Raw genomic sequence first — 13,271 nt, forward strand, 5'->3', positions numbered from 1 at the left:
CGACGACCTCGCCAGGCGTCCAAGCCCGTTCCGCTATGCTAACTCTCGTCGCATTCGAAGCGATTCGAGGGGGACGTCCGCCCGCATCTCGAGGACGACCGTTTCGACGCCCTCGTATCCCCGCCGTCGGTAGAAGTCGATCGCGTTTTTCGAAGCGGTAAGGACGATCGTCTCGAGGTCCGAATCGCGAGCGGCCGACTCGAGCGCGTCGAGGATCGCACCGCCGACGCCCTCGCGGACGTGATCCGGGCGGACGTAGACCGCGCCGATCTTGCCGACCGCCGGCTCGTCGACGTCGCTCGGGTCGCGCTCGAGCAAGCCAAAGCCGACGACGTCGTCGGCCCGCTCGGCGACGACGACGTGAAAGTCCGGCTCCCCCAGCGGATACCGTTCCGGATGCACGTTCGCGAGCCACGCTTCGACCTGGCGCTCGTCGTAGGCCTCGCTCCCCTGCTCGCGGATCGCGGCGACGTGGACGTCGGCGATCGGCTCGGCGTCGGCCGGCCTGGCCTCGCGGATTCGGACGTCGATGTCGTCTCGAGTCGGGGACACCGGTATCGGCCCGTTAGACGACGCGGTTGTGGAACGCTTCCCCGGTATCGAGTCGGTCGACGTTCTCGCGGACGATGTCGCCGGTGTCGCGGAAGTAGTCCCGCGTGTAGGCCGCGCAGTGGGGCGAAATGACGACCTCGTCCATGTCCCACAGCGGCGACTCCTCGGGCAGGGGTTCCGCCTCGAAGACGTCCAGAGCCGCGCCCTCGAGCCGTCCGTCCTCGAGCGCGTCGATCAGCGCCGGCTCGTCGACGACCGATCCCCGGGCGACGTTCACGAAGTAGGCGTCGTCGCGCATGGCGTCGAACGCGTCGGCGTCGAAGAGATGGTAGGTCTCGTCGGTCAGCGGCACGGTGACGATCACGAAATCGGCGTCGGAGATCGCCTCGTGCAGCCGGTCGGTCGGAAACATCTCCTCGAAGCCGGGGACGGGGTCGGCCGAGCGGCGAACGCCCGTCACGCGGACGCCGAGGCCGCCGAGCGTCTCCGCGACGCCCCGGCCCAGCGTCCCAGTGCCGACGACGCAGGCCGTCGTGCCAGGCAGCGTGAACGCCGCGTCCCAGTCCGGGCGCTCCCAGCGCCGCTCCCGCTGGTTCGCGACGTGGTCGTGGAGTCGCCGTGCGAACAGCAGGAGGTAGCCCGCAACGGTCTCACCGACGCTCCGGTCGTGGATCCCCGTGCTGTTAGTGAGGACCACGTCGTTCGCCTCGAACTCGTCGAACGGGAAGCGGTCGACGCCCGCCTGGATCGAGTGGATCCACTCGCAGTCGAGGTACGCGTCGCGGTGCTCGAGGGTGACGACCGCGTCGCAGGCCTCGATCCCCTCGTCGTCGACGACCGCGACGTCGATCGGCAGATCGGTGAGGTAGTCCGCGAGCGCTTCCGGCGGAAAGACCGCGTCGACCGACTCGTGGACGCCGAGTCGCTCCAGTTCGAATTCCATGCGCGTCGCTACGAACGAATGTGTGTTGAAGGTTTGCACACAGACATTCGCGTCGTTACTCGCGTTGAACGGCGCGATTCCGACCGAACCGGGCGTCGGCGCGGTCGCTCAGAGACGAGTATGAAGACGGGCGGCTCGGAGAAAACCCTCGTCACAAGGGGCTCGGTGGGGGTAACACTTCGTCACAGCCGCCACGGGGGAGACTACTCCCTCGACGGGTTTCGGTCTGTCGCTTCGCGGACCGTCGGCCCGCCGTCGCGCCACTCCTCGAGCGCGCGCAGTTCGTCGGCGATTCCCTCGATCTCGGCCGGGTCGAGCGCGCCGCGCTCGGTGACGATCTCGGTCACGCAGTCGGTCGGCGTCACGTCGAACGTCGGATTCAGCACGTCGAGAGGTGCGTCGCCGTCGTAGACGGCCGTTCGGTCGCCGGACTCGAGGTTCACGTCTTCGCGGGTCGAGACTTTGTCGGTGGCGGCGACGACCGACACCGGAATCCCCTCGCGAGCGGCGGCGACCGCCAGGCCGCGCGTCCCGGTCTTGTTCACCACGGAGCCGTCGGGCAGGACGGTATCTGCGCCGACCACGACGCGGTCGACGTCCTCCCGGGCGAGCACGTGCGCGACCGCCGCGTCGGTGTGGACCGCCACGGCGGCGTCGGTGGCGTCGGCCAGGCGCTCCGCGACGCCGATCCCCTCGCGGGCGGGTCGCGACTCGGCGACGAAGATCCGCGACGGCTCGCCAGCGCGGAGCGCGTCGAGGACGGTGTCCGACCGCGAGAGCGTCGCGATGCTGCCCTCGATGCGGTCGGCGGCGGCCGTCGCGGCGTCCTCGTCGGCCGCGAGCGCGCGCTCGATGTTCGAGCGGGTCGATTCGAGGACCGCGGGGGCGCTTGTTTCCGTGTCGGCCTGGTCGCCCGCGGCGTCGCCGTCCGCGGCGTCGCGATCGGGTTCGACGTCGGCCACGGCCTCGGCCAGCGCCCGATTGACGCGGTTCCGGAGGACCGCCATCGACGGCCTGGCCTCGAGCAATCGGCCGGCGAGTTCGGCGAGTTCGTCCCGCTCGCCATCGGGGTCTGGGCCGAATTCCTCTCGTTCGGCGACGAGGAGGCCGGCCCGATCGCGGACTACCTCGAGCGCACGCACAGAGAGATAGGCGGCGCCGTGCTCGTCGTCGGCCGCGATCGAGCGGACGGTCGGGGCCACGCGCTCGTAAGCGGTCCAGAGTTCTGGCACCGTCTCGCGGTCCTCGCCGACGGCGTCGAGCGTCTCGGTCGGAGCTACCCACTCGAAGGCGTCGTGTTCCTCGCTCAGGTCGATCTCGCGGGTCTCGCAGTCGAACAGGTAGGGGTGGACGACCCACTCGCGCCCGAGGTCCGGATCGGCGAACTCGATCGGCCGCCCCGAGCGGACGAGCGAGACGTCGTCGTCCGCCAGGCCGGTCTCCTCGCGGATCTCGATGCGCGCCTGGTCGTCCGGCTGTCCCTCGGCGAACCCTGAAACCGCGCCCCACTGGCCCGCGTAGGTCCCGACGGCGTCGCTGCGGCGCAGCAGCAGGACCTCGCCCCGGTTGCGGAGGAACGCGGTGATGACGTGGCTCGCGTCGGACTCGGCGTCGCTCATACGCGGACCCACGGCCGCTCGCAGGGAATCGCTTTCGGGATTGGGCGCGGTACCGTCGCCTATGCCACGGGTCGCGATCATCTCCGACACGCACGTGCCGACGCGCGCCGACGAGGTGCCGTCGTGGGTCGTCGACGAACTCGGCCGCGCCGACCACACGATTCACGCGGGCGATTTCGACTCGCGGAAAGCTTACGGCCGGATCGAGTCCCTCGCGAACGGGCTGACCGCCGTCCGCGGGAACACGGACTCGCCGACGATCGACCTGCCCCGCATCGCGACGGTCGAAATCGGCGGCGTGACGTTCGCAGTGACCCACGGCTCCGGGTCGCCGACCGGCTGGGCGCAGCGAGTGGTAGAGACCGTCGGGGCCGAGTCCGGAGACAGAGACCGGGACCCGGTCGCCGTCGCGGGCCACACCCACGAGGTCGTCGACGAGACCGTCGACGGAACGCGGATCCTGAATCCGGGCAGCGCGACCGGCGCGGCACCGGCCGACCGCACGTCGATGTACGTCGCGACCGTCGAGGACGGGGAGGCGACGGTCGATCTTCGAACCGGAACCGACTGACGGCTCGGACCGAGACGACGGTACCCGACAAAAGCGGTGCGACCGCGGTTCGCGTTCCGCGTCTCGAGTGCGTGAACTATACCCGTCTCGGGTGCTCTCGTGATAGCATGACACAACGCGTGACGGTATCGCTCGACGATGACTCGGCCGCGGCGCTCGAGACCCTGGTCGCCGAGACGGACGACGGGCAAAGCGAAGTCGTCCGCCGCGCCCTGACCTTCTACGCGGCGAACTTCGAAGCGGCCAGCGGCCAGCCCAGCGACAACCTCGAACGGTACTACCGGATGCTCTCCTCGGGCGAACATGTCCTGCTCGACGTGGACTTCCTCCACGCGTTCCTCGAGTACTGCTACGACGGCGGCGATCCCGACCCGGCGTTCGTCGAGGCGGCCGACCGGGTCTCGGACTACCACGCCCGCGAGTACGCGACCAGGTTCGACGCGGTCGGCGACCTCCTCGAATGGCTCTCCTTTTGCGGGTTCCTGGAGGTCCGCCGCGAGGGCGACCGCGTCTATCACCTGGTCTTCCCCTCGGAGGCGGTCCGCTGGTTCATGACCCGCTTTATCGAGCGCAGCACGGTCGACCTCCCGACAGAGATCGAGATCGAGCAGGGCGTCTCGAAGGTGATCATCACGGAGCGGCCGGCCGAGTGAGCGCGCGGCCGCGTTCCAGAACTGTTCCGGTCACGCCCTCAACCAGTCGGAGCCGATCACTCCGCCGCCGGCAGTCGATATTCACACGCGTTCATACTATTTCATACGACAATCGTCGTTCCTGACTCGGTGATGCGATCGTATGTTCGGCTCTCAACAACCTTTTTGGTCGAACCGCGGCGTGGTATATGCGAATACATCCCATGGGAGTCATCGACCGGCTCAAAGCGATCGGTCCGGGAGCGCTCGTCGCCGCGGCGTTCGTCGGGCCGGGGACCGTCACCACCGCCAGCGTGATCGGCGCGGAGTATGCCTACCTGCTGGTGTGGACGATCGCCTTCTCGATCCTCGCGACGATCGTCCTCCAGGAGATGAGCGCGCGCCTGGGCCTGATCACCCAGGAGGGCTTGGGTGAGGCGTTCCGAAGCGAGTTCGACAACCCGATCGCCCAGGCGGTCACCGTCGCGCTCGTCGTGAGCGCGATCGGAATCGGGACCGCGGCGTTCCAGACGGGCAACATCGTCGGCGGCGCCGCCGGCCTCTCGACGATCACCGGCATCAGCGAGAACGTCTGGGGCCCGATCATCGGCCTCGTCGCCGCCGGCCTGCTGTGGACGGGCAACTACAAACTGATCGAGCGGGTCTTCGTCGGCCTGGTCGCCGTCATGGGCGGGGCCTTCCTGATAAACGCCGCCATGGTCCGGCCGGACGTCGGCTCGCTGGCGGGCGGTCTCGTCCCGACCGTTCCCGACGGCTCGGCGTATCTCATCGCCGGGCTCGTCGGGACCACCGTCGTCGGCTACAACCTGTTCCTGCACGCGAGCACCGTCCAGGAGCGGTGGGACGGCCCCGACGACCTCGGGGAGTGTCGCGCGGACACGATCGGAATGGTCGTCGTCGGCGGACTCATCACGACGGCGATCGTCGTCACGGCCGCCGCAGTGTTCCCCGCGGGGACCCAGATCAGCGACGTCGGCGAGATGGCCGACCAACTCGAGCCGGTCTTCGGCGGCTACGCGCTCACGTTCTTCGCAATCGGCCTGTTCGCGGCCGGCTTCACCAGTTCGATGAGCGCGCCGCTGGCCGGCGCCTACGCCACCGCCGGGGCGCTCGGCTGGGACCGCGATCTGCAGTCGACCAGGTTCCGCGCGATCTGGATGACGATCCTCGGCGTCGGCATCGTCTTCTCGGCGCTGGACTACAACCCCGTACAGGTGATCGTCTTCGCGCAGGTCGCCAACGGTCTCCTGCTGCCGATCCTGGCCGTCTTCCTCATCTACGCGATGAACAACGACGACCTGCTGGGACGGTACACGAACAGCACCCTCCAGAACGTCCTCGGCGGGCTTGTCACGCTCGTCGTGATCGGTATCGGCCTCCGAACGCTCTACGACGTCCTGATCCTCTGACGCTATAGATGAACGATTCAAACGCCTCCGACCCGAACGCGGACACGACGAACGGCCCTATGAACAGCAACGACTCGACCGCCCGCGGCGACGGCGACCCCGACACCCGAATCGGCGTCGACGTCGGCGGTACCTTCACCGACGTGGCGCTCTCGGTCGACGACCGCCTGGTCACCGCGAAGGTGCCGACGACCGATCCGCAACACGTCGGCGTGCTCGAGGGGATCGAAAAGGCCTGCGACAGCGCGGGCATCGACCCCGCCGAGATCGACGGCTTCGCCCACGCGATGACCGTCTCGGTCAACGCTCTCCTCGAACGCGGCGGCGCGCGGACGGCCCTGATCACCACCGAGGGGTTCCGGGACGTCCTCGAGATCGGCCGTCAGGACCGCCCCGACCTCTACGATCTCGAGGCCGAGAAGCCCGACCCCCTCGTGGCCCGCGACCTGCGCTTCGAGGTCGACGAGCGGACGACCGCCGACGGCGTCGAACGACCAGTCGACGCCGAAGCGGTCCGGGACCTCGCGGCGACGCTACGCGAGCGCGACGTCGAAGCGGTCGCAGTCTGCCTGCTGCACGCCTACGCCGACCCCGAGAACGAGCGCGTCGTCGCCGAGACCCTGCGCGAGGAACTCGACGTACCGATATCGGCCTCCCACGAGGTGCTCGCCGAGTTCCGCGAGTTCGAGCGCACCTCGACCACCGCGGTCGACGCCTACGTCCGGCCCGCGATCGACCGCTACGTCGGTCGCCTGGTCGACCAGGCGTCGGACGCGGGGATCCCGACGCCCCGAATCATGCAGGCCAACGGCGGGATCGCCGACCCCGAGACGGTCCGCGAACACGCGGTGACAACGACGCTATCGGGTCCCGCCGCGGGCGTCGTCGGCGCGGCTGCGACCGTCGACGACGACGACGTCGAGGGGCTCGTGACCTTCGACATGGGCGGCACCTCGAGCGACGTCAGCCTGGTCCGCGACGGGCGGGCCGAGCGGACGACCGACGCGGCAATCGACGGGCTCCCGATCCGGACGCCGATGGTCGACGTGAACACCGTCGGCGCGGGCGGCGGCTCGATCGCCTGGGTCGACGCCGGCGGCGCGCTCCGGGTCGGGCCGGAGTCCTCGGGCGCGGAGCCCGGGCCGGCCTGCTACGGCCGCGGCGGCACCGATCCCACGGTCACCGACGCCAACGTCGTGCTCGGATACATCGGCCCCGAGACGGCCCTCGGCGGCGAGATGACCCTCGACGTCGAGGCCGCCCGCGAGGCGCTCGCTCGCCTGGCCGACGAGGCCGGCCTGGCCGGCCCGCTCGAGGCGGCCCGCGGGGTCTACCGCGTGGCGAACGCGACGATGACGCGGACGATCCGCGCCGTGACCGTCGAGCGGGGCCACGACCCCCGCGAGTTCGCGCTCGTGGCCTTCGGCGGCGCGGGGCCGATGCACGCCGCGGCGCTGGCCGACTCGCTGTCCGTCGATCGGGTCGTCGTCCCGCGGCCGGGCGGCGTCCTCTCGGCGTTCGGGCTGCTCGCGGCCGACGAAAGCTACGACGCCGTCCGCACCGTGGGGCTCGACTTAGAGACGGCGGAGGCCAGCGACGTCGAGGCCGTCTACGACGATCTGGTGGCCGACGTGCTCGCAGACGCCTCTGACCCGAACGCGGCGCGGGTCGAGCGGGCTGCCGACTGCCGGTACGCGGGCCAGAGCTTCGAGCTGACCGTGGCTGTCGACGACGAGTTCGACGCCGACGCGGTCGCCGAGCGCTTCCACCAGGCCCACGAGCGCGCCTACGGCTACGCGATGGACGAATCGATCGAGGTCGTTAACCTCCGCGCGACGGCGACGATTCCGGGTGACGAGCCGACCATCCGCCACGAGGGCGCTGGCGACGCCGTCGTCGGCACTCGGGAGGCGCACTTCCCCGGCGCCGACGCCGGCGCGCACGAGACGACCGTCTACGAACGGGACCGGCTCGCGCCAGGCGCGACCGTCGACGGACCGGCGATCCTCGAACAGGCCGAGAGCACCACCGTCGTCCCGCCCGCCTGGTCGGGGGATGTGCTCGCGGACGGCACCCTGGTGCTGACGCGGGATGGGACGACCGACGCGGAAACGGAGGACCAGTGAGACCGATGAACGCGAACACGGACACCACGACCGACGACGCGGAGACCGACGAGAGCGGCATCGATCCGGTCACCCTGGAGGTACTACGCAACCAACTCGAGAGCGTCGCCGAGGAGATGGGCCAGACCCTGATCCGCGGGGCCTACTCGCCGAACATCAAGGAGCGACGGGACTGCTCGACGGCGCTGTTCGACGCCGACGGGCGGATGATCGCCCAGGCCGAGCACATCCCGGTCCACCTCGGCGCGATGCCCGTCGCGGTGGAGGCGGTCCGCGAGCGCGACCCCGAGCCTGGCGACGTGTTCGTGCTCAACGATCCGTTCACGGGCGGGACGCACCTGCCGGACGTGACGATGGTCTCGCCGATCGCGCCCGGCCGCGACGGGGACGAGAGCGGTGACAACGAGGACGGCGACGAGATCGTCGGCTACGCCGTCTCCCGGGCCCACCACGCCGACGTCGGCGGGATGACCCCCGGCAGCATGCCGGCCGGCGCACGGGAGATCTACCAGGAGGGGCTGCGACTGCCGCCAACCAGGCTCGTCGAGGGCGGCGAGCCCCGGGAGGACGTGCGCTCGCTCGTGCTCGCGAACGTCCGCAATCCGGGCGAGCGTCGGGCGGACCTCCGGGCGCAGCAGGCGGCCAACGAGCGCGCCGAGGAGCGACTCGCCGCGCTCTTCGAGGAACACGGCCGCGAGACCGTCCTCGAGGGGTTCGACGCGGTGATCGACTACTCCCGCGAGCGGATCACCGAGGAGATCGCGGCGCTGCCAGACGGGACCTACGAGGCGACCGACGTCCTCGAGGGCGACGGCGTCACCGACGACGACATCGAGATCAGCGTCGCGGTGACGGTCGACGGCGACCGGATCGACGTCGACTTCGCGGGGACCGCCGGCCAACTCGACGGGAACCTCAACGCGCCGTTGGCGGTCGCGACGAGCGCCGTCTACTTCGTCGTGCGCTGTATCACCGACCCGGAGATCCCGCCGAACCACGGCTGTTACGAGCCGGTGAGCGTCCGCGCGCCCGAGGGGACGCTCCTGAATCCGGAGCCGCCGGCGGCCGTGGTCGGCGGCAACGTCGAGACCAGCCAGCGGGTCACCGACGTGGTCTTCACCGCGCTCGCGCGGGCGGCTCCCGACCGCGTGCCCGCACAGGGCCAGGGTACGATGAACAACCTGACCATCGGCGCGCGAGACGGTTCGTTCACTTACTACGAGACGATCGGCGGTGGCTTCGGCGCGCGGCCGGACCGCGACGGGATGGACGGCGTCCAGGTCGGCATGACCAACACGCTCAACACGCCCGTCGAGTCCCTCGAGACCGAGTACCCGCTGCGGGTCGAGCGCTACGCGCTCCGGGACGGCAGCGGCGGTCCCGGCCGTTACCGCGGCGGCCTCGGTCTCGAACGGTCCGTCACCGTCGAGCAACCCGCGACGGTCTCGCTGCTGACCGAGCGGCGGCGCCACGCCCCGAAGGGCGTCGCCGGCGGCGGGGACGGCGCGACCGGGGAGAACCTGCTCGACGGCGAACCGGTGCCCGCCAAGACGACCGTCGACGTCGACGCCGGGACGACGGTGACGGTCCGGACGCCTGGCGGCGGCGGCCACGGCGACCCGAACGATCGCGACGAGGGAGCAGAGTAAACCGATGGCCGAACCCGAACCCGACTCGGACACCGACCGCAACGATCGCGGCGATAGCGGTCGCCGCGGTCGGCTGGGCCTGATCGTCCCCTCGTCGAACGCGACGGCCGAACCCGAGTTCCGCGACTACCTCCCGGACTCGATCACCGTCCACGGCGCGCGGATGGCCCTCGAGTCGGTCACAGTCGACGAGCTCGACGCGATGAGCGACGACGCGGCCCGCGCGGCCGAACTACTGGGCCACGCCGACGTCGACGCGGTCGCCTACGCCTGCACGACCGGCAGTCTGATCCACGGTCCCGGATTCGACGCCGAACTCGAGGACCGATTGGAGCGGGCGGCCGGCGTCCCCGCGGTCGCGACGGCCCGGTCGGTCGTGCGCGCGCTCGAGGCGCTCGACGCCGAACGAATCGCGGTCGCGACGCCGTACACCGACGAACTCGACGAGAAGGAACGGGAGTTCCTCGACGCGGCGGGGTTCGAGGTCGCGGCGCTCGACGGGCGCGGCCTAGCGGCCAACGCGGCGATCGGTGAACTGGCGCCGACGGACGCGAGGGACCAGGTGACCGACCTGATCGGCTCCGATATCGACGACCTCGACGCCGTCTTTGTCTCGTGTACGAACTACCGATCGCTCGCCGCGGTCGAGGGGCTCGAAGCCGACCTCGGTCTGCCGGTGGTCACGAGCAACGGCGCGACGCTGTGGGACGTCTGCGGGGCGGCCGGGTTCGAAGCCGACGGGCCGGGCGCGCTGTTCGATCGCGGTCGCGATCGGTAGCCGCGGCCGACCGCTACGTTCTCCGGTGACGGTGCGTTTTTGACGCCGCTTCCCCACCCTCCGGTATGGAACTCAACGGCGTGGCAGACCTGCCCGAAGTCCGCCCCCGCGACGACATCGCCGAACTCGTCGCGGATCGGGCCGACCTCGAGCCGGGCGACGTGCTCACCGTCGCTAGCACCGTCGTCTCGAAGGCGGAGGGTCGCACGGCAAACCTGGAGGACTACCCCGTCAGCGGCCGCGCACAGGAGATCGCCGACCGGATCGCGGAGCTCAGCGGCGAGGAGAAGGATCCGCGGTTCGCCCAGGCGGTCCTCGACGAGAGCGCGGAACTGCTGATCGACGTCCCGTTCATGCTGGCCGAGACCCGCTTCGGACATATCTGCCCGAACGCGGGGATCGACCGCTCGAACGTGCCCGACCACGACATCCTGCTCCTCCCGCGGAAGCCGAGCGAGAGTGCCGAGCGGATCCGCGCGGGGCTCGAAGGGCGGGGCTACGAGGACGTCGCGGTGGTCGTGACAGACACCTGCGGGCGGCCGTTCCGCCACGGCCAGACCGGCGTCGCGATCGGCTGGGCCGGCATGCCCGCGAGCCGCGACTGGCGCGGCGAACGCGACCGCGACGGCCACGAACTCGGCGTCACCGTCCAGTCCGTGGTCGACGAACTCGCCAGCGCCGCGAACCTCATCACCGGCGAAGCGGCCGACGGCACGCCCGCAGTCATCGTCCGCGACTGGGACTTCGGCGACCTCGAAGGGAGCGACGAACTGTTCCGCTCGGTCGAGGACGACCTGGTCCGGGAGGCGCTGCGGGAGTGGAGGTTCGAGGGATAATGGTCGGAAATTCGACGTCCGCTGGGATAACCTGGGGTATCGAACTCACGCCCGAACACCCGCCCGAGCGGATCGCGACCCTCGCGGCGCTGGCCGAAGACGAGGGGTTCGACGCCGCGTTCGCGAGCAGTCACTACTTCAACCGCGATCCGTTCGTCGTCCTCTCGCGGATGGCCGACGCCACCGACGAGCTCCGGCTTGGATCGGGCGTCGTCAACCCCTACGAGACCCACCCCGTGAAACTGGCCGCGCAGACGGCGACGATCGACGAGATCAGCGACGGCCGCGCTGTCTTCGGGGTCGGCGCCGGCGACCGCTCGTCGCTGTCGAACCTCGGGGTCGAACGCGACCGCCCGCTGCGGCGCGTCCTCGAGACGTTCGACCTCGCGCGGGATCTCTGGGCCGGCGAGACGGTCTCCCACGAGGGGACGTTCACCGCGCAGGATGCGGCGCTCAACCTCGACCCGCCGTCCGAGCGGATCCCGGTCTACGTCGGTGCGCAGGGCCCGCACATGCTTCGGATGAGCGCGAAACACGCCGACGGCGTCCTGATCAACGCCGCCCATCCGCGCGACCTCGAGTGGGCGGCGGGGCAACTCGAGCAGGGCCTGGCGGACCGACCGGACGACCGCGACTCGTTCGAGGCGCTGGCCTTCGCGAGCGTCAGCGTCGCCGGCGACGAAGACGCCGCCCGCGAGGCGGCCAGGCCGCCGGTCGCCTTCATCGTCGGCGGGGCCGCGGAGCCGGTCTTGGAACGCCACGATATCGACCGCGAGGCCGCGAGCGCGGTGGGCGACGCGCTCGAGCGCGGGGAGTTGTCCGAGGCCTTCGGCCGGGTCACCCCCGAGATGATCGACGCCTTCTGTATCGCGGGAACGACCGAGACGGTCGCCGACCGGTTCGCGGCGGCGCTCGAACACGTCGACGGGATCGTCGTCGGGTCGCCGCTGGGACCGGACCTCGAGGACGCGGTGGGGCGCGCGAGCGAGGCGCTCGCGCTCGTGACCGAGCTCTGAGAAACCGGGAGAGAACGAACCGCGGGTCGCGGATCGCGGTTAGTTCGCGGTGAAGAGGTCGCCGACGGCGCCGAGGGTGAGGATCCCGAAGACGCCGAGCGAGAAGATGATCAGGACCGTTCCCATCAGGACCAGCAGCGGCGCGAGTCCCGCCCCGGTCGCCACGTCGCCGAAGAGGCTGGTCATTTCGGTGAGGTTGTCCACGATGACGTTCAGCGGTGTGACGGTGTCCATGCGCGGGGATTGTTACCGGTGCTACTTGGCGGTGCCGGTCCCGCGCGAGGGGAGCGATTAAGCCGCCGCCGCCCGTATCCGCGTTCGTGACCGACGACGCGACGCTTTCGAATTTCGTCTCCGCCGACGAGGCCGACAGCGACGCCGATTCCGACCCCGCTGCAGACCCCGGTACGGCGGCCAACACGGATCGGAAGACGGACGCAGACGTCGGCGCGAACGCGGACGCAAACACGAACACGCACGCGACCGACACCGGGCACTCGACGTTCGCCTGGGGCGAGTACACCTGCGATCGATGCGGGAACGCGACCGAGCGCGCCTGGCGGGACGACGGCGACCTGGTCTGTCCGAACTGCAAGAAATGGTAATCTGAGTAATCAGCGACTGACAACGGTAACAAGGTGCTTCTCGGCGGATGCTTGCAACCGTGCTCCCGAACATTTATGTTTTCGTCGCGGCTTTGTTGAGGTGCAATGGCGAAAGGTACGGTCGCATTCTTCAACGACACTGGCGGCTACGGATTCATCGAGACCGACGACGCGGACGAGGACGTGTTCTTCCACATGGAGGACATCGGCGGACCTGACCTCGAGGAGGGCCAGGAACTGGAGTTCGAAATCGTCGAGGCCGAGAAGGGGCCACGCGCGACCAACGTCGAGCGACTCTAGACGGTTCCGACACCGACAGGAGGTATCGTTTTCCGATTGCTACACGGCGAGCGACAGCGCCGTCGACTCGCCGGAGCGATCGGTTTCCGACTCAGTTCCGACCCGTGATTTTCGCCCGATAGCGGTCACGCCGGCGGCCGCAGGTATCGGAGACGTGCGTCTCGACGGCGCCGCCGACGGCACGGTACTGCTCGCGGAACCGATAGTTCCAATG

Annotated in this window: 14 protein-coding genes; 10 read left to right on the forward strand and 4 right to left on the reverse strand. The window is 69.9% G+C overall.

Translation table 11 applies throughout. The annotated features are described in order from the left end of the window. Positions 1-33 precede the first annotated feature (33 nt). The 3 genes from BMY29_RS14145 to BMY29_RS14155 form a co-directional block, all read right to left on the reverse strand. Positions 34-552, reverse strand: a complete 519-nt coding sequence (locus BMY29_RS14145) for a GNAT family N-acetyltransferase (protein WP_049991729.1) — start codon at positions 550-552, stop codon at positions 34-36. 13 nt (positions 553-565) lie between these two features. Beyond that, complete coding sequence (ddh, locus tag BMY29_RS14150) at positions 566-1,495, reverse strand: D-2-hydroxyacid dehydrogenase (protein ID WP_049991728.1); 930 nt, start codon at positions 1,493-1,495, stop codon at positions 566-568. A gap of 203 nt (positions 1,496-1,698) precedes the next feature. Then, positions 1,699-3,114 (reverse strand): eIF2B alpha/beta/delta subunit family protein, encoded by a 1,416-nt coding sequence (locus tag BMY29_RS14155; protein ID WP_049991727.1) that lies wholly within the window; start codon positions 3,112-3,114, stop codon positions 1,699-1,701. 61 nt (positions 3,115-3,175) lie between these two features. On the opposite strand from BMY29_RS14155, the gene BMY29_RS14160 reads away from it, so the two are divergent. The 8 genes from BMY29_RS14160 to BMY29_RS14195 all read left to right on the forward strand — a co-directional run bounded on the left by BMY29_RS14160 (position 3,176) and on the right by BMY29_RS14195 (position 12,152). Beyond that, positions 3,176-3,685 carry a metallophosphoesterase family protein gene (locus tag BMY29_RS14160; RefSeq protein ID WP_049991726.1) on the forward strand — a complete coding sequence of 170 codons (510 nt, stop codon included), beginning with the start codon at positions 3,176-3,178 and terminating at the stop codon, positions 3,683-3,685. A gap of 107 nt (positions 3,686-3,792) precedes the next feature. Continuing rightward, complete coding sequence (locus tag BMY29_RS14165) at positions 3,793-4,338, forward strand: ribbon-helix-helix protein, CopG family (protein WP_049991725.1); 546 nt, start codon at positions 3,793-3,795, stop codon at positions 4,336-4,338. A 203-nt stretch (positions 4,339-4,541) separates the two neighbouring features. Beyond that, complete coding sequence (locus BMY29_RS14170; RefSeq protein ID WP_049991724.1) at positions 4,542-5,747, forward strand: Nramp family divalent metal transporter; 1,206 nt, start codon at positions 4,542-4,544, stop codon at positions 5,745-5,747. 8 nt (positions 5,748-5,755) lie between these two features. Further along, complete coding sequence (locus BMY29_RS14175) at positions 5,756-7,873, forward strand: hydantoinase/oxoprolinase family protein (protein WP_049991723.1); 2,118 nt, start codon at positions 5,756-5,758, stop codon at positions 7,871-7,873. A gap of 5 nt (positions 7,874-7,878) precedes the next feature. Continuing rightward, positions 7,879-9,522, forward strand: coding sequence for a hydantoinase B/oxoprolinase family protein (locus BMY29_RS14180; RefSeq protein ID WP_049991722.1), 1,644 nt, complete (start codon positions 7,879-7,881; stop codon positions 9,520-9,522). A gap of 4 nt (positions 9,523-9,526) precedes the next feature. Beyond that, positions 9,527-10,300 (forward strand): maleate cis-trans isomerase family protein, encoded by a 774-nt coding sequence (locus tag BMY29_RS14185; RefSeq protein WP_049991721.1) that lies wholly within the window; start codon positions 9,527-9,529, stop codon positions 10,298-10,300. 65 nt (positions 10,301-10,365) lie between these two features. After that, complete coding sequence (locus tag BMY29_RS14190; RefSeq protein WP_049991720.1) at positions 10,366-11,136, forward strand: coenzyme F420-0:L-glutamate ligase; 771 nt, start codon at positions 10,366-10,368, stop codon at positions 11,134-11,136. Then, positions 11,136-12,152 (forward strand): 5,10-methylenetetrahydromethanopterin reductase, encoded by a 1,017-nt coding sequence (locus BMY29_RS14195; RefSeq protein WP_049991719.1) that lies wholly within the window; start codon positions 11,136-11,138, stop codon positions 12,150-12,152. Before BMY29_RS14190 ends, BMY29_RS14195 begins: the two co-directional genes overlap by 1 nt. A 39-nt stretch (positions 12,153-12,191) precedes the next feature. Here BMY29_RS14195 and BMY29_RS14200 read toward each other — a convergent pair whose 3' ends face one another. Beyond that, a complete protein-coding gene (locus BMY29_RS14200) occupies positions 12,192-12,386 on the reverse strand; it encodes a DUF8024 family protein (protein WP_049991718.1) in 195 nt (64 codons plus the stop codon). Positions 12,387-12,472: 86 nt separating this feature from the next. Here BMY29_RS14200 and BMY29_RS14205 point away from each other — a divergent pair, with 86 nt between their 5' ends. Together BMY29_RS14205 and BMY29_RS14210 are read left to right on the forward strand one after the other, a co-directional pair. Beyond that, positions 12,473-12,757 (forward strand): DUF7573 domain-containing protein, encoded by a 285-nt coding sequence (locus BMY29_RS14205; RefSeq protein ID WP_049991717.1) that lies wholly within the window; start codon positions 12,473-12,475, stop codon positions 12,755-12,757. Positions 12,758-12,862: 105 nt separating this feature from the next. Further along, a complete protein-coding gene (locus BMY29_RS14210; RefSeq protein ID WP_049991716.1) occupies positions 12,863-13,057 on the forward strand; it encodes a cold-shock protein in 195 nt (64 codons plus the stop codon). Positions 13,058-13,271: the final 214 nt, after the last annotated feature.

This window comes from Natrinema salifodinae, from assembly GCF_900110455.1.
Taxonomy (GTDB): Archaea; Halobacteriota; Halobacteria; order Halobacteriales; family Natrialbaceae; genus Natrinema; species Natrinema salifodinae.